This is a genomic window from Nocardia coubleae NBRC 108252 (genome assembly GCF_001612805.1).
Classification (GTDB): Bacteria; Actinomycetota; Actinomycetes; order Mycobacteriales; family Mycobacteriaceae; genus Nocardia; species Nocardia coubleae.
Window position 1 is genome coordinate 1141144 of record NZ_BDBD01000011.1, and the last position, 20921, is coordinate 1162064.

Below are 20921 nucleotides of genomic sequence, written 5' to 3' on the forward strand. Positions count from 1 at the left end.
TGTCAGACGCCGCCGGTCAGCGTGACGCCGCCGTCGAGGACCAGTAGTTGTCCGGTGACCCAGGACGCGTCGTCGGAGAGCAGGAACGCCACCGCGCCCGCGATGTCCTCGGGCACGCCGAGCCGCTTGAGCGGGTAGGTCTCGGCGAGCTCCTGCTCCTTGCCCTCGTACAGGGCGGTGGCGAACTTCGTCTTCACCACGGCGGGCGCGACCGCGTTCACCCGGAGCTTCGGGCCGAGCTCCACGGCCAGCTCCTGGGTGATGTAGGTCAGCATGGCTTTGCTGGCCCCATAGAATCCGATGCCGGGTGCGGGCTTGATCCCGGCCACCGACGACACGTTCACCACCGCGCCGCCGTGCTCGGCCATCCACGCCTTGTGCACCTGCTGGGTCCACGCCAGTGCCGCAAGGCAATTGACCTCGATGATTTTGCGCGCGGCCTGCAGGTCCATCTCGATCATCGGACCGTACACCGGGTTGATGCCGGTGTTGTTCACCAGCAGATCGACGCTGCCGAACGTCTCGATCGCGCGGGCGACGGCGTCTTCCTGATGGGTGGTGTCATCGGCGCGGCCCGCCACGCCGAGCGCGTGCTCGGGGCCGCCGAGCTGGGCAACCGCCGCGTCAAGGGCGTCCTGCTTGCGGGCGGTGACGACGACCTTCGCGCCGTCGTCGACCAGGCGCTGCGCGATGCCGAGCCCGATCCCTCGGCTGGCGCCGGTGACGATCGCGGTCTTGCCCGCGAAACGGCCGGTCACGAGAGCCGCTCCAGCACCATGGCCATACCCTGGCCGCCGCCGACGCACATCGTCTCCAAGCCGAACTGCTTGTCGTGGAAGCGCAGCGAGTTGATCAGCGTGCTGGTGATGCGGGCGCCGGTCATGCCGAACGGGTGACCGACCGCGATCGCACCACCGTTGACGTTCAGCTTGTCCTCGGGGATGCCGAGTTCGCGGGCGGAGCCGAGCACCTGCACGGCGAAGGCCTCGTTGATCTCGACCAGGTCGATGTCGTCGATGCTCAGACCCGCGCGGCGCAGGGCCTGCTTGGAGGCTTCGATCGGACCCAGGCCCATGATCTCCGGCGACAGGCCCGAGACACCGGTGCTGACGACCCGGGCGAGCGGGGTCAGTCCCAGTTCCCTGGCCTTGGTGTCGGACATGACGACCAGAGCGGCGGCGCCGTCGTTGAGCGCGCAGCAGTTGCCCGCGGTGACGGTGCCGTCGGGACGGAACACCGGCTTCAGCTGACTCACCGCCTCGAGGGTGACACCGGCACGCGGGCCGTCGTCGGCGCTGACCACCGTGCCGTCGGGCAGTGTCACCGGAGTGATGTCGGTGGCCCAGAAGCCGTTGGCGATGGCCTTCTCGGCCAGATTCTGCGAGCGGACACCGAATTCGTCCTGCTCGGCCCGGGTGATCCCGGTGAACTGGGCGACGTTCTCCGCGGTCTGACCCATGGCGATGTAGACATCGGGCAGCTGACCGTTCACGCGGGGGTCGGCCCAGGACGGTGCCCCACCGGCGGCCCGTTCGGCGGTCCGCGCGACCGCGTCGGCGAAGACCGGGTTCTGGGTGTCGGGCATACCGTCGGCATTGCCCTTGGTGAAGCGGCTCACCGTCTCGACGCCGGCCGAGATGAAGACGTCGCCCTCGCCGGCCTTGATCGCGTGCAGCGCCATCCGGGTGGTCTGCAGGCTCGACGAACAGTAGCGATTGACGGTCGTGCCGGGCACCGTGTCGAGCCCGGCCAGCACAGCCACCGTGCGGGCCATGTTGAAGCCCGATTCGCCCGCCGGCTGACCGCAGCCGAGGACGAGGTCCTCGATCTGGGTCGGGTCGAGGTCGGGCACCTGAGCCAGCGCGGCACGCACCATCTGCACGGTCAGGTCGTCGGGACGCATGTCCTTGAGCGAGCCCTTGCCCGCGCGACCGATCGGGGAACGGGCAGCGGCGACGATCACAGCTTCCGGCATTCGGATCTCCTTTGATAACTAAGCGCTTGCTTAGTAGCATAGTGCAGGGTGGTCCCCGTCACCGTCAACAGCAATCAGGACTTCAGCTCCTGTTAACCACATCACATCAGCCGTGACCAGTGCGGTTCCAACGAGACGAGATAATGGCGATCCCATGACCGAGACAACCGAACCCCGCGGCGACTCGACCCGCGCCCGGCTGCTGGAAGCCGCCCTCGAGGCATTTGCCGAGAAGGGCTTCAACGGGACGACGACACGCGATATCGCCGGGGCCGCCGGCATGAGCCCGGCCGCGGTCTATGTGCATCACAAATCGAAGGAAGAGCTGCTCTATCTGATCTCGCGATCGGGCCACGACGAGACACTCGAGCTGATCCGGAAGGCGGCCGCGTCGTCCAGCGATCCAGCCACCGCACTGCGCAACGTGATCCACGATTTCGCGGTACATCACGCACGCGCGCATACCAGCGCCCGGATCGTCAATTACGAGCTGAACTCGCTGTACCCGGAACACCTGACCGAGATCCGCGCCATCCGTCAGCAGATCGACCACGCCATGCGCGAATTGGTGCAGCGCGGGATCGAGGAGGGCGCCTTCGACACCCCTGACGCGCGAATCGCGGCCACCGCCCTGCTTTCCCTCGGCATCGATATCGCCCGCTGGTACCGCGAGGCGGGCACCTGGTCACCGGAGGATATCGCCACGGCCTATGCCGAGATCGCGCTACGAATCGTCGGCGCCGCTCGACCCCGCCCGAACCGGGACGATCAGCTCGACAGCGCACCGACGAGTTCCCCGGCACGGGCAGGGGGCGAAGGGTAGCGAGGGGAATCCCCCGCTACCCCGCCTCTACCGGAAGATCGCCTTGATCTCGAGGAATTCCTCGAAACCGAAGACGCCGGCCTCCCGGCCGACACCGGACTGCTTGTATCCGCCGAACGGTGCGCTGATGTCGAATTCGCCGCCGTTGACTTCGACCTGCCCAGCCCGGATCCGCCGCGCGACGCGCATCGCCCGCTCGGCGTCGCCGGACCACACGCCGCCCGCCAGGCCGTAGTCGGAGTCGTTCGCGATCCGCACCGCGTCCTCCTCGTCGCGGTAACCCATGATCGACAGAACGGGTCCGAAGATCTCCTCGCGCGCGATGGTCATGTCCTCGGTGACATCGGCGAACACGGTCGCACCGACGAAATAGCCTGTCGCTTCGCTGGTTTCGCGACCGTCGAGCACCAGTGACGCACCTTCGGCGACACCGCCGTCGATGTAGCCGCGCACGCGAGCGAGCTGGTTGGCGTTCACCAGTGGACCGAGCAGAGTGGTCTCGGCGGCCGGGTCACCGACCTGGTATTCGCCGGCCACCTTCGCCGCGATCTGGGCGGCGTCGGCCATCCGGTCCTGCGGAACCAGCATCCTGGTCAGCGCCGAGCAGGTCTGACCCGAGTTCAGGAAGCACTTGCCGACGCCGTCGGTGACAGCCTGCTCCAGGTCGGCGTCGTCGAGGATGACGTTGGCGGATTTGCCGCCCAATTCGAGCGCCACCTTCTTCACGGTCTCCGCGGCCACCTTCGCGACCCGCTTGCCCGCCCCGGTCGAGCCGGTGAAGGTCACCATGTCGATATCGGGGTGCGCGGCGATCGCCTCGCCGACAACGGGCCCGTATCCACTGACGAGATTGAGCACGCCCGCGGGCAGACCGATCGCGTCGAAGACGCCGACCAGCTCGTAGGTGATCAGCGGCGCGACCTCGGTCGGCTTGAGGACCACGGTGCAACCCGCGGCGAGCGCGGCGCCGATCTTGAGCACCACTTGGTGCAGCGGATAGTTCCACGGGGTGATCGCGCCGACCACCCCGATCGGCTCGCGCACGATCAGGGTGTTGCCGTCCTCGTGCGCATCGAAGCTGTACGTCCGCGCCAGTTCGGCGAAGACGGCGAGGTTGGCCGCGGGCATCTCGATCTGCACCGGACCGGCGAAGGCCACCGGCATACCCATGTCCCTGGTGACGAGCGCGGTGAGTTCGGCCGAACGCGCCAGCACGGCCTCGTGGGCCCGCTGCAGGTATTCGGCACGCTCGCCACCGCTGAGCGCGGACCACGCGGGGAAGGCCGCGCGGGCGGCGCGCACCGCACGGTCCACATCCTCGGCGGTGCCCTCGGCGACCGCCGCGATGGGCTTCTCGGTAGTCGGGTCGACCACCTCGATGCGGCCGGTGCCCGCCGAATCGACCCAGGCGCCGTCGAGGTAGATCTTGGTGTAGTCGATGTCGGTCATCGGTCGGCCTCCGTGTACTTGATGACGCCACGCAGGTTCTTGCCGTCGAGCATGTCCTGGTAGCCCTGATTGATGTCCTCGAGCCGGTAGGTGTTGGTGATCAGGGCGTCCAGCTCGAGCTTGCCCGCCTGATACATCGACAGCAGCGACGGAATCTCCTTGCGTGGGTTGGCGCCACCGAAGAGAGCGCCGTGCAGCGTGTGCTGCATGACCGCGAGCAACGCCAGGCTGAGCTTGACGTCCATGTCGTCGACGTGGCCCATACCGACCACCACGCAACGGCCCGTCTTCCCGGTGAGCCACATCGCGGGTTCGATGTGTTCGCCCTGGATGCGCCCGATGGTGAGGACGACCACGTCGGCCAACCGTCCCCAGGTCAGCTCTGTAACCGGCTCGAGCGCTTCCTCCATCGACGCGAAGGTATGTGTCGCCCCGAACCGCTTGGCTTGTTCGCGCTTGTAGGCCACCGGGTCGATCGCGATGATGTTGTTCGCGCCCGCGGCGACCGCGGCCTGGACCGAGTTGATCCCGACCCCACCGATGCCGACTACCACCACGTTCTCCCCGGGGCGCACCTGGGCGACGTTGGTGACCGAACCCCACCCGGTGGTCACCCCGCAGCCGACCAGGGCGGCCACCTCGAGCGGGATGTGGTCGTCGATCTTGACCACCGAGTACTGGTGCACGGTGACGTAGGGCGCGAAGGTGCCGAGCAGGCACATCGGGATCACGTCCTTGCCACGCGCCCGGATCCGGGAGGTGCCGTCGCTGATCGACTTGCCGGTGAGCAGGTCGGCACCGAGATCGCACAGGTTCTGGTGACCGGTCGAGCACGGCACGCATTGCCCACAGGCGGGGATGAACGAGAGGACCACATGGTCGCCTTCCTGTAGACCTTTGACCCCCGGCCCGATCTTGGTGATCACGCCCGCGCCCTCGTGACCACCGATCGCCGGATACGACTCGAGCGGGCTGTCGCCGGTGAACAGGTGATGGTCGGAGTGACAGAGTCCGGAGGCGGCGAGCTGCACCTGGACCTCCCCCTCCCGAGGGTCGTCTATCTCGATCTCCTCCACCGACCACGGCTCGTTCACGTTCCAGAGAATCGCGCCCTTGGTTTTCATGTCGCTTGCCTTCCGTCGACGCCGGGAGCAGGGCTTATCGCCCGATCGGTCCCGTCGGTTGCCGTGCCAGAATTTACATCACAACTGTTGTGCAAAACACAGCGTAGCTCCTACAGTGACTTCCGTCACGTAAATACGCTTCGTCGATAAGGCACCCTCATGACCCTGCTCGATACCGAGGCCGGCCCCGCCTCCGAAATGAACCCGGCGGAGATCCCCGCTCGCCTCGATCGGTTGCCGGTGATGGCGCCACACCTCGTGTGGATCACCCTGCTCACCGTGAACCTGGGGCTCGGGTTCTACGACAACGCCCTGTTCGCCTACGTCACACCGGCCATCGTCGAGCACGCGGGACTGACCGTCGGACAGGTCGGCCTGGCGAGCACCGCCTTCTTCGCGGGCATGGTGGTCGGCGGCCTGCTCGGCGGACGCCTGGCCGACCGGTTCGGCCGGCGCGCGGTCATGGTGTGGGGCACCGCGATCTGCTCACTCGGCGTGATCGCCACCGGCCTCGCTCCGAACTTCGAGACCATTCTCATCTCGCGCACGATTACCGGTATCGGCGTGCAAGCGTCGATGTCGGCGCTGCTGGTCTACATCGTCGAGATGTTCCCCGCGGCCACTCGCGGCCGATTCGTCTCCGTCGTGACCTCGGCGTTCGTTGTCGTCGCGCCGATCGTCGCGCTGCTCGCCCTGGTCACGGTTCCCGCGGGCGGGCCCGATACCTGGCGGCACCTGTTCCTCCTCGGCGGCGTGGGCCTGCTGATCGCACCGATCGCCTACTTCGTCATGCCGGAATCCGTGCGCTGGCATATCTCGCGGAACCAGGTCGGCAAGGCCGAGCGGATCGTCGCGAACCTCGAGACCCGCGCACTGCGGCGCGGCCCGCTCGCCGAGCCCGAACCCGTCGCCGCGGGGGCGCAGCACGTGTCGTTGCGCAAGGCGCTGGGCAGCAGGCGCATCATCGGCACACTCGTCGCCCTCTCGATCGGCTATTTCGGCGCCACCTTCGGGCTGTACCTGTACCAGAACTGGGCGATGTACGTGCTCGTCGACGGTTTGGCCTACACCGAAGGCGACGCCTACCGCATCCAGCTCATCTGGAACGTCGTCTACTTCGCCACTCCCCTGCTGGCGATGCTGATGATCGACCGGGTCGAACGCAAGACCTTCATCCTGGTGTCGTCGCTCCTGTCGGCCGTGCCGCTGGTCGGTCTCGGCGTGGCGAGCGCAGACTGGCTGGTCACCACCGCGGGCGGAGCCGCCGCCGTCGTCACCGGACTCGTGATCACCGCGTACTTCGCCTACATCCCGGAGACCATTCCCACCGAGGCCCGCGGGCTCGGCAGCGGGATCATCATCAGCGTCGGCAATATCGGCGGCGCGCTGTCGGGCGTGCTCGGTGCGTCGCTGTACGGCGCGTGGGGCGGTGCGGGCGTGATGATCTCCGCGGCGGTGGCCTTCGTCGCGTTCTCGATCGTCATTCTCTTCTTCGGTCCGCGCACGACAAATCGCTCGCTCGAAGGTGTCACCGCCGAGGAGCTGAAAGCCGCGTGAGAGCGGATTCCAATTTACATCACACCTGTTGTGTAAATTACTTCCCGCTGGTTACAGTGACCCCCGGCACATCAGCTGCGCCCCATCGCCTGTTCCGAAAGGCAGCCACCCCATGTCCAATGTGATCGACCCGATCGTCCTGCACGCCCGAACGCATCCCGAGCGTGTAGCGATCCACACCTCGGCCGGCCCTTGGTCCTACGCCGAACTGCGCACGCGCAGCCTGCGCTACGCGGGCCTGCTCACCTCACACGGCGTCGGCGCGGGCCATCGCGTGTTGCTCGCCGCGCCGTCCTGTCCCGAATTCGTGGTGGCCTACATGGGAATTCAGGCCGTCGGCGCGACCGTGGTGCCCATCAACACCATGTCCACCGAACCCGAAGCCGCCTACTTCCTGGCCGATGCGGGAGCGTCGCTCGCGATCAGCTGGCAGGAGGTCGGGCCCGCGGTGTCGCGCGCCGCCGAGAACGCGGGCATCACCCACCTGACGCTGACCACCGGCGCGGAGACCGACAGCACTCCCCTGGCTCGCGCGCTCGACCGAGAGCCGAGCGAAACCGCCGCGATCCTCTACACCTCCGGCACCACCGGACGGCCCAAGGGCGCCGAACTCAGCGTCGCCAACCTGCTCGCGGCGGGCGAGATCAGCTGCATCGTGGCGGGTACATCGAGCGAGGACCGCACCGGAACCGCCCTGCCGCTGTTCCATGTCTTCGGGCAAGCCGCGGTGATGATGGCGTCCTTCACCGGGGGCGGCTCGCTGTCGCTGCTCCCGAAATTCACCCCACAGGGGCTGATCGATCTGCTGCGCCGTGACGAGCTGACGGTGATGTGCGGCGTCCCGACGATGTGGAACGCCATGCTGCACGCCGCGGATGACGCCGACAGCACCGATTTCGCGACCCTGCGCGTCGCCGTCTCCGGTGGCGCCACGCTGCCCGGCGAGGTGGCGCGTGCCTTCGAGGAGAAATTCGGCTGCACGATTCTCGAGGGCTACGGGCTCACCGAGACCACCTCTCTCGGCGCCTTCAACGACATCGAACGCGGCGGCAAGATCGGCTCGGTCGGCCGCGTGGTGCCCCGGCTCGAGATGCAGATCCGCGCACACAACGGCGAGGTGTGCGGGCCCGGTGAGGTCGGTGAGATCTTCGTCCGCGGCGATACCGTCTTCAAGGGCTACCGCAACCGCCCGGACGCGACAGCCGATTCCCTCACCGCCGACGGCTGGTTCCGCACCGGCGACCTCGGCCGGTTCGACGCCGAGCACGACCTGCGGATCGTCGACCGGCTCAAGGACATGATCATCCGCGGCGGCTACAACGTCTACCCGAGCGAGGTCGAAGAAGTGCTCTACGAGCACCCGGACGTGGTCGAGGCCGCGGTGGTCGGGGTGCCCGACGAGTACTACGGCGAAGAGGTCGCGGCGGTGCTCACTCCGCGCGCCGGGGCAGCGCTCACCACGGCCGATATCGACACCTGGACGCGGGAACGGCTGTCCGCGTACAAGATTCCGCGCATCATCCAGTTCGTCGACCAGCTGCCGAAAGGCACGACCGGCAAGATCCTCAAGCGCGAGATCGACCGGGACGCACTCCGCGCCACCGCGTCGTCACGTGACACCCAGGCGGCGCGCCCTTGAGTACCGCTCCGCTCGCCGGCACAGCGCCGGATCCACGCGTGCTCGACCGGTTCGCGGCCGTCGTCGGATCGGCACACGTGGTCACCGGGGACAGGATCGGCCCCGACTACCACCATGACGAAGCGCTCGTCGGCACCCCGGTGGCGCCGCGCTATCTGGCTCGTCCGGCCACGGCCGAGGAGACCGCCGAACTCCTCGCCGTGGCCGCGGCGGCTCGGGTCCCGGTGACCGCGCGGGGCGCGGGCACCGGGCTGTCCGGCGCCTGCCGTCCCGCCGAGAACGGCCTGGTCATCTCCTTCGAACGCATGGCAGCCGTGCTCGACATCGACGTCGACAACCAGGTGGCGGTCGTGCAGCCGGGTGTCACCCTCGCCGAGCTCGACGCGGCGACCAGCCCGCACGGCCTGATGTACACCGTGTTCCCCGGCGAACTGTCGGCCAGCATCGGCGGCACGGTCGGGACCAACGCGGGCGGCATGCGGGCGGTCCGTTACGGCGTCACCCGCCACAATGTGCTCGGCCTGCAGGCCGCGATGCCGTCGGGGCAACTCGTGCGCACCGGCGGCAAGCTCACCAAGATGTCCACCGGCTACGACCTCACCCAGCTGATCATCGGGTCCGAGGGCACGCTTGCCCTGGCCACCGAGATCACCGTCCGCCTCTACCCACGGCCCGCGCACAGCGCCACGCTGATGGCCGTTTTCACCGATCTTCCCGCGGTCATGCGGGCGGTGCCCGAGGTGCTGCGCACCGGGGTGGCCCCGACCATCCTCGAATACCTCGACACCACAACCATGGAAGCGATCAGCCGGGCCCAGGATCTCGAACTCGGCATCGCCCCCGAGGTCCGGGCGGCGGCCGAGGCGTACCTGGTGATCGGGCTGGACAACCGTGAACGCGCGCCCCTCGACACCGGCATCGGCCTGCTCGGCGAGCTACTCGACACGCTCGGCGCGCTGGATACCTATGTGCTGGAAGGCAATTCGGCCCGACTGTTGATCGAGGCCAGGGAGAAGGCGTTCTGGTCGGCGAAGGCCTCTGGTGCCGACGAGATTCTCGACGTCGTGGTGCCGCGGGCCGTGATGCCCGAGTTCTTCGACGGTGCCACCGCACTGGCCCGCGCCGTCGACGCGCATCTGGTCGGTTGCGGTCACGCGGGCGACGGCAATGTGCACATGGCCGTGTACTGCCGCGACGACCACACCCGCGAGTCGCTGCTGCATCGCGTCTTCGCCCTCGCGATCGAACTGGGCGGCGCGATCTCCGGCGAGCACGGCCTCGGACGGATCAAGACCGCCCACTTCACCGCGCTGGCCGACCCGGTCGCGCTCGCCCTGATGCACGGGATCAAGCAGGCCTTCGATCCGGCCGGAATACTCAATCCCGGCGTCGTTCTCGATGGAAAGGTGCTCGGATGACCAACGGTGCGCAAGCGCTGATCGCCACACTCGCCGAGGCGGGAGTCGAGGTGTGCTTCGGCAACCCGGGCACCTCGGAGATGCATTTCGTGGCCGCGCTGGACTCGGTACCACGGATGCGTGGCGTGCTGTGCCTGTTCGAGGGGGTGGTCACCGGCGCGGCCGACGGGTACGCCCGCATCACGGGCAAACCGGCCGTCACCCTGCTGCATCTGGGCCCCGGCCTGGCCAACGGTCTGGCGAACCTGCACAACGCCCGGCGGGCGCAGTCGCCGATCGTCAATGTCGTCGGCGAACACGCCGCGGACCACAAACAGTACGACGCGCCACTGGATTCCGATATCGAGGCGCTCACGGGGTGGAGTCACAGCTGGACCCGCCGGGGCAGCTCCCCCGACCGGATCGGGCGCGACGCCGCCGATGCCGTCGCTGCCGCGCGCTCGACGCCCCCGCGCATCGCCACCCTGGTGCTGCCCGCCGACGTGTCGTGGGGCGAGGGCGGTGTGGCCGCGACCCCCGTGACACCGGTCCCGGCGACCGCACCCGACCCGGCGACCGTCGCCGAGATCGCGAAGATCCTGCGCAGCGGCGAACAGGCGGTGCTGCTGCTCGGTGGACCCGCGGGCACCGAGCGCGGTCTCGTGGCCGCCGACCGGATCGCCACCGCGACGGGCGCGCGCCTGCTGATGGAGACCCACCCCGCGCGACTCACCCGGGGCGCGGGGGTACCGGCGATCGATCGGCTGGGGTATCTGGCCGAACAGGCCACCGGTCAGCTCGCAGGCGCCGAGCATGTCGTCGTGGCGGGTAGCCGCTCGCCGGTGTCGTTCTTCGCCTACCCGGACAAGCCGAGCGATCTGGTTCCGGTGGGCGCGCAGGTGCACCGGCTCGCCGAACCGGAAGCCGATGTCGTCGCCGCCCTGGAGGCACTCGCCGCCGAGGTCGCGCCCGACACGGACGCGCGCCTCGTCGCCGCCTCGGTGCCCGAATTGCCGTCCGGCCCTTTGGATGTGCGCACCTGGGTGCAGGTGATCGGTGCCCTGCTGCCGGAAAACGCGATCATCTCCGACGAGTCCAACACCTCCGGTGTCTTCCTCGCCGCGGCCACCGCCGGTTCGCCCCGCCACGATGTCCTGTCCCTCACCGGCGGCGCCATCGGACAAGGCCTGCCGGTCGCGGTCGGTGCTGCGGTGGCGGCCCCCGACCGGCCGGTCATCGCCCTGCAGAGCGACGGCAGCGCCGCCTACACGATCTCGGCGCTGTGGACGATGGCACGCGAGAACCTGAACATCACGACGGTGCTGATCAACAACCGCGCCTATGCGATCCTGCGGATGGAGCTGGGTCGGGTCGGCGCGACCGAAGTCGGCCCGAAGGCAGCGGACCTGCTCGACCTGTCGCGCCCCGAGATGGATTTCGCCGAGATCGCCCGCGGTTTCGGCGTCCCCGCGACCGTCGCCACCACCTGTGAGGAGTTGGCCGAGCAGTTCCGGGCCGCGCTGGCCGAGCCGGGCCCGCATCTAATCGACGCCCGAATCCCTTCGCTGTTCTGAAGCAGGACCGAAGAGAACTGCCCTGCACCGGATTTCGGTGCAGGGCAGTTTTCTTGAGGGCCTTCAGCGTGCCGCGCGACGATCGCCGATCCGGTCCGCGAGCCAGGCCGCCCGCAGCACCGGGTTGTGCAGGTACAGCGAGCGGGAGAATCGGGGTTCGGTGTGCCAGTACGGCAGCAGATCGTGGTGGATCTCGTCGGTGGTGAGCTGGTCGGCGAGCAGGGTACCGAGGTACGGCGCCTGCCCGAGACCGTGGCCGTTGCAACCGATGATGTAGTAGATGTTCTTCGACGCCTGCCCGGCTGCGGGCAGCCGGGAGGTCGTCATGGCGATCCAGCCGCCCCACGTCTTGGTGACCGGCACATCGCGCAGCGACGGAAAGCGGGCGTGGAAGGCGGCGGTGAGGTCGGCCACGACCGCCGGGTCCGAGGTGCGGTCGGTGAGCGGGTTCTTGCCGACCTCGAGCCGGCGGACGCCGACGGCGATCGTGTTGGTCGGCGTCACGTGATAGCTCTCCATCACATTGTGCCGGGTAGCCAGACCCGAGCGGCTCGTCCAACCGGTTGCCACCAGCCGTTCGGCCTCCACCGGTGCCGTTTCGACCATGCTCACCCAGACCGGTTTCGCCAGACGCCTTGGGGTGGCTCCGATTTCGGGGGCGTAGGCATTGTTCGCGAGCACCACCCGCCCGGCACGTACCCGGCCCAGCGGCGTGCTCACCTGCGCGCCCGCACCGAGTTCGGTCACCGATTCCACCGGAGACTGCTCGAAGACGCGCACCCCCGAACGCAGCAGCGCCGCGCGCACACCGAGTGTGAACAGGCCGGGGTTCATCGTCCCGCCGACGGTGGTGAGCAGACCGCCGAGGAAGGTGTCGGGGATGCCGAGTTCACGCTGGTCGCCGAAGCGGTCGGCGGCGCCCGCCGCGATCAGCGCCGCCGCTTGGCGGCGGGCCTTGCGCAATTGCCCCGCGGTGGCGGCCACCCCGACGTTTCCGACGGGTTCGTAGTCGCAGTCGATGCCGAGTTGTTTGATCAGGTCCTCGACGAAGCCGACGGAGGCCTCGGCGAAGCGGACCTGATCACGCAGCAACTGCGGGTTCATCTTGGCCAGGAGCTCGGGATCACCGGTCGGTTTGCCCGACAGCTGACCGGCGTTGCGCGAACTGGCTCCGTACCCGCAGAAGTCCGATTCCAGGAGCACGACGTCGGCGCCGCGCTCGGCCAGCCGCAGCGCGATGGCCATGCCGCCCAGGCCGCCGCCGACCACGGCGACGTCGCAGGTGATATCGGTGTCGAGCGGTGCGGCGAGGTCGGTCGGCCGATCGATCCAGCCGGTGAAGGTGGTGTAGGTGGTTGCGGTCATCCCTTGACTTCCTCTACTGCGACGCCCTCGAGCGAACGCTGGGTGGTGCGTGGCCCGAACAGCAGGACCACGGCGGAGAACACGATGTAGCAGATGGCGGCCGCGATCATCACGCCGTCGATGCTCCATCGGCCGAACAGCGCGGCTCCGAGCACACCGGAGACCGCGCCGCCTGCGCGGCCGATCCCGATGACGATGCCGGTGCCGATGCCACGGCCCTGCGGGGGCATCGCTTCGGGGATGTAGGCGTAATAGACGTTGACCACCAGCCCGGTCGTGATGGCCGCGGCGCCACCGGCGGCGGTGACCACCCAGCTCTGGGTGGAGACGCCGAGCAGCACCAGCGGAATCGCACTGACGATCGCCCCGCCGAAGATCAGCGTCTTGCGCTCGACCCGGTCCATCAGCACCAGCGCGACGAGCGGGGTGACGCAATAGACCACATTCCAGACGAGCTGGATCTGGTAAGCCTTGCCTTCGTCGTACTTCAGCCCTTCGATCAGCGAGTAGAGCGCCCAGTTCCCGAACAGGTAATAGCCGAGCGTCGAGCCGAAGTAGCCGATGCCGACGACGGCCAGCACGCGGATCACCTTCGGATTCGCGAGCACCTCACGCAGCGACTTCTTCTCCAGCGGAGCGTCGGGGACAACGGCAGGCTCTGGCAGCGGGCCACGCCGCAGCGCGATCGTCTCGAGCTCGACCACCAAGCGCTCGGCCTCGTCGTAGCGGCCACGCGAGATCTGCCAGCGCACCGATTCCGGCAGGATGAAACGCGCAATGGGCGCGATCACGAGGCCGGCGCTGCCGATGATGAACAGGTGGCGCCAGGTGTCGGGACCACCATTGGGGATCGCGACCAGCGCCAGGAAGGCAACCAGCGGCGCGACGACCACGAAGCCCGTGGTGAGCACCGAGGCGAACCGCCCACGGGTCTTGCTGGGAAACATCTCGGCGACATAGACCAGCAGCACCGAGGTCGCCGCCTGTACCCCGAGCCCGGTGATGAAGCGCGCGAACAACATCGCCTCGAAGCTGGTGGCGAACGCAGTGGCCAGCGCACCGGCGGAGTAGACGACGGTGGCCCAGATCAGGATCTGCCGTCTGCCGAACCGGTCCGACAGCCTGCCCCCCGCCAGCGCGCCGACGACCATGCCGACGAAGAACGCGCTGCCGACCGTCCCGAGCTGCGGCAGGCTGAGGCCGGTGCTCTCCGCGATGGAGGGTAGGACGTAAGCGAACAGCGCGTTGTCGTAGTACTCGAGCGCCAGATTGATCGCCAGGACCGAAATCCAGGCGATATGCGGCGAAATCACCGGCAGCCGGTCCAGTCTGGCGGCCAGCCGCGCACCGGAAACGGAGGCAGCCGTATCCATGGTGTCCAAGGGTGTCATGGTTTTCCATCCCGCGGCGGGACCGGTTACACTCGGACGGGTAGCGTGGGGACGTCTACACGCCGGCTGTCGGCAACGACCGCTGAGCTAAGAAATCAAGTGAGAGTGCAGCTTTCGGGTGTGGCGCCCGTGCCGCGTTCAGGTGCGATCCCGGCGTGTGCGGCACGCCGGGTCCGCCTCGCGTCAGTCGCCTACGGCCGCGACGACCCGGACTTCCACCAGCAGGCCGTCACGGGCCAACTGGGAGACGCCCACCCCGGTCCAGGCCGGGAAGTCCGCGGGCAGGTACTCGTCCTTCACCTTGACGAATTCCTCGATATCGGTGCGCATATCGATGTGGAAAGTCATCAGCTCGACGATGTCGCTCATGCTCGCTCCCGCCGCTTCGAGCACGGTGCGTACGCCTTCGAAGGCGATACGGGCCTGGGCGTCCATGCCCTCGGCCGGCGCTCCGGTCGACCTGTCGATCCCGACCTGACCGGAGACCCAGATCAGATTCCCGGCCCTGACCGCCTGGGAGAAATGAAGCCTGTCGTACGTCGCCTCGGTTCCGGGCGGGTTGATCAGTTGTCGCTGCATGTACTCGGTTCTCCTTCGGAATGACTAGACGAGCTGACGGAAGACCGGGGAGCGGAACGGGTCGCCCGCGTCGAGCTTGGCCATCTCCTCGGCGAACAGCGGCCCGTTGCGGGCGTAGCGCGGGTTGGATTCCGGCAGCGGCCGGAACGTCGCGTCGTCGCCGAAGAACCGCAGCACCAGGGTGTGACGGTCGGGGAAGTCCTCGTCCACCGCGGCGCCGCCGTGCAGGCAGTGCGGATGCAGAGCGACGATGTCGCCTGGTTCGACCTCCCACGAGAGCACGTCGTAGGCGTTGGGATCGGCGGCGAGTTCCTTGTCGATGGCAGGCAGCCGGGGCCAGGTGCCGTCGCCGTAGACCGGGTCGGTCGGATCGTCGGGATTGCGGAAGCTGGCACCGTCGTACTGGATACCGAGGTGCGAGCCGCGCACGATCTCGAGCGAGTTCTTCTTGGGCACCTTCTGGAAGGAGATCCAGGCGTTGCCCCAGTGCCTGCCCGCCCACGGCAGTACCGAGGTGTCCTGATGCCACGGTCCGCGACCGCTCTTGCCGCCTTCCTTGACGAACACTTCCTCGGCGAAATACCAGACGTGCTTCGATCCCCACAGTTCGGCGAACAGCTCGCCGAACGGCATCTTCGCCACCATCTCGTCCAGCTTGGGCTTGGCCAGTGGATTCGAATTGTCGATGTGGGTCTGCAGCGCCGTCCCGTCCAAGGCGCGGAAGACGTAGGGTCCCGGATTCTCGACATCCCACTTGAATGCGTCGTAGCACTGCGCCAATTGGGAGTCGCTGAGGCAATCCTTGATGAGGACCGCACCGTCCTTGCGGAACGCTTCCTTCACTGACTCGTCCATGTATGACCTTCCTGCGAAACGGGGTGACTCACGTCACGGTAGCCCGAGTCACCCCGTTTACACAACACTTGTTATGTAAATATTTTCCGGGCGGCCGCGACCAGCTCCTCCGCATCGTCGGCGGCCGACGGCTCGAGCACCGCGCGGACTTCCGCCGGAATCGGAACCGGTCTGCGCGTCTCCGGGTCGACGTAGACGTGTACGAACTCGCCGTACGCGCACAACGTGAGTTCTTCGCCCGCGCCGAGCAGGAAGATCGCGGGTCGATAGGTCACACTGCTGCGGCCGAGGCGTTCCACCGCGATGCCGACCCGCAAGCAGTCGGGGAAACGCACCTCCCGGACGAACCGGCACGAACTGGCGACCACCAGGCTCAGCGCAGGCAGTGCACGCACTCCAGGAAGGTTCTCCGCCAGCCAGCCGTTGACGGCGGAGTCGAAGTACTCGTAGTAGACGGCGTTGTTGACATGCGCGTAGTGGTCCTCGTCGCCCAGGCGCACCCGCAGGTCGTACCAGGCGTGAATGGTGGCCGGATCGGGCTGCGGGAGGTTCATCGCGGATCCCATCCCAGCCGCTCGCCACGGACCTTCGCGAGGCGGACGTCCCCGGAGCGGGCATGCCCCTCGAAGGTTTCGATCCGCGACGCGCGCCCGCACAGCTCGCCGAGTTCGGCGCTCACCCGTGGGTCGGTCACCTCCTGGTAGGTCACCGTCTTGAGGTACTTGCCCACCCAGAGTCCGCCCGTGTAGCGGGCGGCGCCACGAGTGGGCAGGGTGTGGTTGGTACCGATCACCTTGTCGCCGTAGGAAACACAGGTCCCCTCGCCGAGGAACAACGCGCCGTAGTTGCGCATGACCTCGAGTGCGACGCGCGGCTCCCTGGTCAGGATCTGGACGTGCTCACTGGCGTAGGTGTCGGCGACGCGGTAGGCGTCCTCGATGCTGCCGTGCACGACCACGACTTCGCCGTGGTCACGCCAAGCGGGTTCGGCGTAGTCACGGGTGGGCATGGTCGGCAAGACGGCCTCGACAAGGCGGATCACCTCGGTCGCGAGTTCGGTGGAGGTGGTGATCAGCACGGCGGGCGAATCCGGACCGTGCTCGGCCTGGCTGAGCAGATCCACCGCGACGACGAACGGGTCGGCGAATTCGTCGGCGACGACGAGGATTTCGGTCGGACCGGCGAACAGGTCGATACCGACCTCGCCGAACAGCTGCCGCTTGGCCTCGGCGACGAAGGCGTTGCCCGGGCCGGCGAGCATGTCGACCTTCGCGATCGACTCGGTGCCGACGGCCATCGCGGCGACGGCTTGCACCCCACCCAGCACGTTGATCTGATCGGCGCCGGCCAGGTGCATGGCGGCGATGGTGGCGGCGGGCAGTCCACCCTCGAGCGGCGGCGTGCACGCGGTGACGTGCTCCACCCCGGCGACCTTGGCCGTGACCACCGTCATGTGCGCGGACGCGACAAGGGGGTAGCGGCCACCGGGCACATAGGCGCCCGCGCGGTCGACCGGCAGCGAGCGCTGACCGAGGAACACCCCCGGCCGCACCTCGGCTTCGAAGTCGAGCAGCGAATCCCGTTGCCGCTGAGCGAAGTCGCGCACACTCGCCTGCACCGTGCGGATGTCGTCGAGCACCGTCGACGGCACGCCCGCCACGACGGCCCGGATCCGGTCGGGGGCGAGTTCGAAGCTGTCCGGGGACCAGTTGTCGAACTTCGCTGAGTAGTGGCGCACGGCGAGATCGCCGTCGGCGCGGATGTCATCGATGACACCGCGCACGATATCGGCGACGTCACGCTGCTGGGCGACGACTGCGGTCGCGCCCTTCTTGAGGACCGTGGTTTCGGTGAGAACAGGTAGGGACATGGTGGCGACCCTGGATTGCATACGTATACATGTCAATGGATTGGAAGCCTGACCAACACTATGAATCGCTACGCATACGTATGCTCTAGGGATGGCAGTGACGAGTATCGACGTCGCCAAGCGGGCGGGCGTCTCCCAGGCGACGGTGTCGCGGGCGCTGCGCGATCAGCGCGGTACCTCCGAAGCGACCCGACGGCTCGTTCGTGAGGTCGCGCGCGAATTGGGTTATGTCCCCTTGCAGTCCGGGCGGTCCTTGTCCACGAGCCGATCACGGCGCATCGGCATCGTGGTCGGCGAACTCACCAACCCGTTCTACGGTGCGCTGGTCGCACCGATCGTGCGCGAACTGGACGCGCGCGGCTATCTCGGTGTCCTGCTGCACGACGCCGACATCCGCGAACCCGGCAGCGCTCCGATCTTCGACGGGTCCTTCGACGGTGTCCTGCTCACCACCACCTCCGATTCGCGGCTGGCCGACGAGATCGAGCGCCGCGGTATCCCCTATTGCCTCATCAACCGCGAAATCTCCGGTCGCACAACGGCATCGGCCGCCGTTCCCGACAACATCCGCGGCGCGCGACTCGTCGCCGACCTGTTCGTCGAGCTGGGTCACACCGACATCGGGATCATCACCGGGCCCGCGACCACGAGCACCGGCAGCGAGCGGCTCCGCGGTTTCCGGGATGCGCTGGCTCGCCGCGGCATCGCGATCCACCCGGACGCGGTGCGCGAGGTGCCCTTCGGCATCGATGACGGCCGCGCGGCACTCCACGACATCCTCGCCGCCCGGCCCGGCGTCACCGCGGTGTTCTGCGCCAACGATGTCCTGGCCATCGGCGCGCTCGAGGCGGCGGCGCGGGCCACACGGCCGGTACCCGAACAGCTCACCGTCGTCGGCTTCGACGACATTCCGTTGGCCGGGTTGCGCGCCTTCGACCTCACCACCGTGGCGGTCGACCTCACCGCGCTGGCGCGCCAGGCGACGGCGCACCTGCTCGACCGCGTGGAGGATCCGCAGATCGAACCCGAACGAACGGTGCACGAGGTGCGGCTGGTGCGGCGTGGCACGCATGCCGCGCCGCTGCCACGCTGACGGGCTCACAAGACGCGGCGCATCGATTCCGGCGTCAGATCGGCCAGCGCCGGATAGCCGTCGACCGCCATCAGCAGATCGGCCTCGGCCAGCACCGAGCGCAGGTGATGGACGAGCCCGTCCTCGCCGCCGGCGGCCGTGGCGAAGACATACGAGCGCCCGAGACCCACCGCGGTGGCACCGAGCGCGAGCGCTTTGACCACGTCGGTTCCGCTGCGCACACCGGAGTCGAACAGGACCGGCAGGCCCTGGGCCGCGGCGACCACTTCGGGCAGCATGTCGAGGGCGGGCAGGCCGCCATTGGCTTGGCGCCCACCGTGATTGGAGCAGTAGATGCCGTCGGCGCCTGCGTCGATCGCCCGCCGCACATCGTCGCCGTGGCACACGCCTTTGACGACGATCGGCAGCGTGGTGGCTTCCCGCATCCAGGCGAGGTCGTCCCAGCGTATCGATTTCCCGAAGACCCGCGTCCAGAGCTGGACGGCGCCGTCGGGGTCGTCCTCCGGGTCGCGGCCGAGCAAGCTGCGGAACCGTTCGTCGGTGAAGTAGTTGGACAGACACAAGCCACGCAGTTGCGGGAAGTTGCCGGTGTTCAGATCCCGTGGCCGCCAGCCCGTCACCCACGTGTCGAGAGTGACGACGATGGCCCGGTAGCCGGCCCGTTCGGCCCGCTGCATGAAGCTGATCGCGAGGTCGCGGTCGGTCGGAGTGTAGAGCTGGAACAGCCCGGGCGTCTGCCGGTGGACGGCGCCGGTGACTTCGACCGGGTCCATGGCCAGCGTCGATTGGATCGCCGGGACACCCGTCCGTTCGGATGCTCGCGCCACCGCCAGGTCGCCGTGGAAGTCAGGGGTGCAGATGCCGATCACACCGACCGGGGCCAGGAAGACAGGGCTGGGCAGGGTCATCCCGAACAACTCGACGGACATGTCGCGCACCTCGGCGCCGTTACCCATCCGTGGGACGATGCCCCATTTCTGGAAGGCGGCCACGTTCGCCCGCTGGGTGTGTTCGTCGCCGCAGCCGCCGGCCACATAGGACCAGATCCAGCTCGGCAGGACCTCGGACGCCTTGCGTTCGAGGGACGCGACGTCCACCGGATAACGCGGTAGCCTGCCCCGCAGCCCGTCCCCGTAGATTTCGTTCTGAAAGTCACCGAACCTGCGCATCATCGGTCCGACAGTAGCCATCCGCCATTATTTACACAACGCTTGTTGTGTAAATAATGTTCCGCCGATAACCTGGACCGATCAGGCCCTACGCGAAGGAGCAACGATGGTCGAAACGACCAGGACGTCATCCGTCACGCCCACCACCTTCGGTCGCGTCACCGTGCTGGTCGCCGACAACGGCGGGGTGCTGCCCTACGGCAATTCCGTAGTAGTGCGAGGCAGCGAACGGACTCTGGTCATCGACCCCTCGCTGGCGCTCGGCCCCGACACCGTCGCGGCTGACCTGGTCTTCCTCAGCCACGGCCACGAGGATCACATCGCCGGGCTGCGGCATTTCGACGCGCCGACCTACGCCCATCACCTCGACGTGGCGGCGGTGTCCTCACTCGACGCGATGGTCGCGCAATTCGGGCTACCTCCCCACGTGCGCGACGAGGCCGTGCGGAACCTGCACGAGGAGTACGGCATTCCCCGGCGGCGCGACGGCGTGATCGGCGTCGCCGACGGCCATGTGTTCGAACTGGGCGATGTCACCGCCACCGTCGTGCACCTGCCCGGTCACACCCCTGGCCACTGCGGCGTCCTCGTCGAGCCCGACGGCTTCTTCTACGTCGGCGATATCGACCTGACCTCGTTCGGCCCGATGTACGGCGACGTGCACAGCAGTGCCGACGACTTCCTCACCTCCATCGACCGGGCCGCCGCCACCGAGGCCCGCTGGTACGGCACCTTCCACCAGAAGGGCGTGATCTCCGGCGCCGACGAGTTTCGCGAGCGCCTCGGCGAGTACCGCGCGAAACTGTTCGAGCGCGAACGCCGGCTGCTGGAGTTTCTCGACGAACCGCGAACGCTCGCAGAGATCGTCGCCCACCGGCTCGTGTACCGGCCGCACGTGTCGGCACCGTATGTCGAGCCCATCGAACAGCGGGTGGCCGAACAGCATCTGGAACGGCTCGTCGAAGCCGGTGATGTCGCCGCCTCACCCGAAGGCACGTTCGCGCGCACCGTCTGACCCACTCCCTCGGCCGCGAATCCCCGGGAAGCTCCCGGGGATTCGC

General features: G+C 68.0%; 18 protein-coding genes. 7 read left to right on the forward strand and 11 right to left on the reverse strand.

Annotation, left to right across the window (positions count from 1 at the left end; all coding sequences use genetic code 11):
• Positions 1-2: 2 nt before the first annotated feature.
• Both NCO8_RS14290 and NCO8_RS14295 read right to left on the reverse strand, forming a co-directional pair.
• The gene (locus NCO8_RS14290; RefSeq protein WP_067639671.1) at positions 3-758 is read right to left on the reverse strand and encodes an SDR family oxidoreductase; all 756 of its coding nucleotides are present in this window, start codon (positions 756-758) and stop codon (positions 3-5) included.
• On the reverse strand, positions 755-1975 hold the full coding sequence (locus tag NCO8_RS14295) for an acetyl-CoA C-acetyltransferase (RefSeq protein WP_067639672.1): 1221 nt from the start codon (positions 1973-1975) through the stop codon (positions 755-757). The genes NCO8_RS14290 and NCO8_RS14295 overlap by 4 nt, the downstream gene beginning before the upstream one ends.
• A gap of 154 nt (positions 1976-2129) precedes the next feature.
• Between NCO8_RS14295 and NCO8_RS14300 the strand changes: the two genes are divergently transcribed.
• Positions 2130-2798, forward strand: coding sequence for a TetR/AcrR family transcriptional regulator (locus NCO8_RS14300; protein WP_067639673.1), 669 nt, complete (start codon positions 2130-2132; stop codon positions 2796-2798).
• A 27-nt stretch (positions 2799-2825) separates the two neighbouring features.
• On the opposite strand, the gene NCO8_RS14305 is transcribed toward NCO8_RS14300, so the two are convergent.
• Positions 2826-4247: an aldehyde dehydrogenase family protein gene (locus NCO8_RS14305; RefSeq protein WP_067639674.1), complete on the reverse strand. Its 1422-nt coding sequence runs from the start codon at positions 4245-4247 to the stop codon at positions 2826-2828.
• Positions 4244-5371 carry an NDMA-dependent alcohol dehydrogenase gene (locus NCO8_RS14310; protein ID WP_067639675.1) on the reverse strand — a complete coding sequence of 376 codons (1128 nt, stop codon included), beginning with the start codon at positions 5369-5371 and terminating at the stop codon, positions 4244-4246. Before NCO8_RS14310 ends, NCO8_RS14305 begins: the two co-directional genes overlap by 4 nt.
• Positions 5372-5530: 159 nt before the next feature.
• Between NCO8_RS14310 and NCO8_RS14315 the strand changes: the two genes are divergently transcribed.
• The 4 genes from NCO8_RS14315 to NCO8_RS14330 all read left to right on the forward strand — a co-directional run bounded on the left by NCO8_RS14315 (position 5531) and on the right by NCO8_RS14330 (position 11538).
• A complete protein-coding gene (locus tag NCO8_RS14315) occupies positions 5531-6928 on the forward strand; it encodes an MFS transporter (RefSeq protein WP_067639676.1) in 1398 nt (465 codons plus the stop codon).
• Positions 6929-7040: 112 nt separating this feature from the next.
• Positions 7041-8567, forward strand: coding sequence for an AMP-binding protein (locus NCO8_RS14320; RefSeq protein ID WP_067639677.1), 1527 nt, complete (start codon positions 7041-7043; stop codon positions 8565-8567).
• Positions 8564-9985 (forward strand): FAD-binding oxidoreductase, encoded by a 1422-nt coding sequence (locus NCO8_RS14325; RefSeq protein ID WP_210739977.1) that lies wholly within the window; start codon positions 8564-8566, stop codon positions 9983-9985. The genes NCO8_RS14320 and NCO8_RS14325 overlap by 4 nt, the downstream gene beginning before the upstream one ends.
• On the forward strand, positions 9982-11538 hold the full coding sequence (locus NCO8_RS14330) for an acetolactate synthase large subunit (RefSeq protein WP_067639679.1): 1557 nt from the start codon (positions 9982-9984) through the stop codon (positions 11536-11538). The genes NCO8_RS14325 and NCO8_RS14330 overlap by 4 nt, the downstream gene beginning before the upstream one ends.
• 63 nt (positions 11539-11601) lie before the next feature.
• Here the strand turns inward: NCO8_RS14330 and NCO8_RS14335 are convergent, their stop codons facing one another.
• From NCO8_RS14335 to hisD, 6 genes are all read right to left on the reverse strand, one after another.
• Entirely contained in the window at positions 11602-12903 is a 1302-nt protein-coding gene (locus NCO8_RS14335; protein WP_067639680.1) for an NAD(P)/FAD-dependent oxidoreductase, read from the reverse strand.
• Complete coding sequence (locus NCO8_RS14340; RefSeq protein WP_157104911.1) at positions 12900-14294, reverse strand: MFS transporter; 1395 nt, start codon at positions 14292-14294, stop codon at positions 12900-12902. Before NCO8_RS14340 ends, NCO8_RS14335 begins: the two co-directional genes overlap by 4 nt.
• A gap of 183 nt (positions 14295-14477) precedes the next feature.
• Positions 14478-14873 (reverse strand): RidA family protein, encoded by a 396-nt coding sequence (locus NCO8_RS14345; protein ID WP_067639681.1) that lies wholly within the window; start codon positions 14871-14873, stop codon positions 14478-14480.
• Positions 14874-14897: 24 nt separating this feature from the next.
• Positions 14898-15728 (reverse strand): phytanoyl-CoA dioxygenase family protein, encoded by an 831-nt coding sequence (locus NCO8_RS14350; protein WP_067639682.1) that lies wholly within the window; start codon positions 15726-15728, stop codon positions 14898-14900.
• Between the two features lie 71 nt (positions 15729-15799).
• The gene (locus tag NCO8_RS14355; RefSeq protein ID WP_245655350.1) at positions 15800-16282 is read right to left on the reverse strand and encodes an acyl-CoA thioesterase; all 483 of its coding nucleotides are present in this window, start codon (positions 16280-16282) and stop codon (positions 15800-15802) included.
• Positions 16279-17598, reverse strand: coding sequence for a histidinol dehydrogenase (gene hisD / locus NCO8_RS14360; RefSeq protein WP_067640183.1), 1320 nt, complete (start codon positions 17596-17598; stop codon positions 16279-16281). Before hisD ends, NCO8_RS14355 begins: the two co-directional genes overlap by 4 nt.
• Positions 17599-17689: 91 nt before the next feature.
• Between hisD and NCO8_RS14365 the strand changes: the two genes are divergently transcribed.
• The gene (locus tag NCO8_RS14365; RefSeq protein WP_067639683.1) at positions 17690-18691 is read left to right on the forward strand and encodes a LacI family DNA-binding transcriptional regulator; all 1002 of its coding nucleotides are present in this window, start codon (positions 17690-17692) and stop codon (positions 18689-18691) included.
• A gap of 5 nt (positions 18692-18696) precedes the next feature.
• Here the strand turns inward: NCO8_RS14365 and NCO8_RS14370 are convergent, their stop codons facing one another.
• The gene (locus NCO8_RS14370; RefSeq protein WP_245655351.1) at positions 18697-19881 is read right to left on the reverse strand and encodes an alpha-hydroxy-acid oxidizing protein; all 1185 of its coding nucleotides are present in this window, start codon (positions 19879-19881) and stop codon (positions 18697-18699) included.
• An 85-nt stretch (positions 19882-19966) separates the two neighbouring features.
• Between NCO8_RS14370 and NCO8_RS14375 the strand changes: the two genes are divergently transcribed.
• The gene (locus NCO8_RS14375) at positions 19967-20875 is read left to right on the forward strand and encodes an MBL fold metallo-hydrolase (RefSeq protein WP_067639687.1); all 909 of its coding nucleotides are present in this window, start codon (positions 19967-19969) and stop codon (positions 20873-20875) included.
• The last annotated feature ends 46 nt before the right edge of the window (positions 20876-20921 follow it).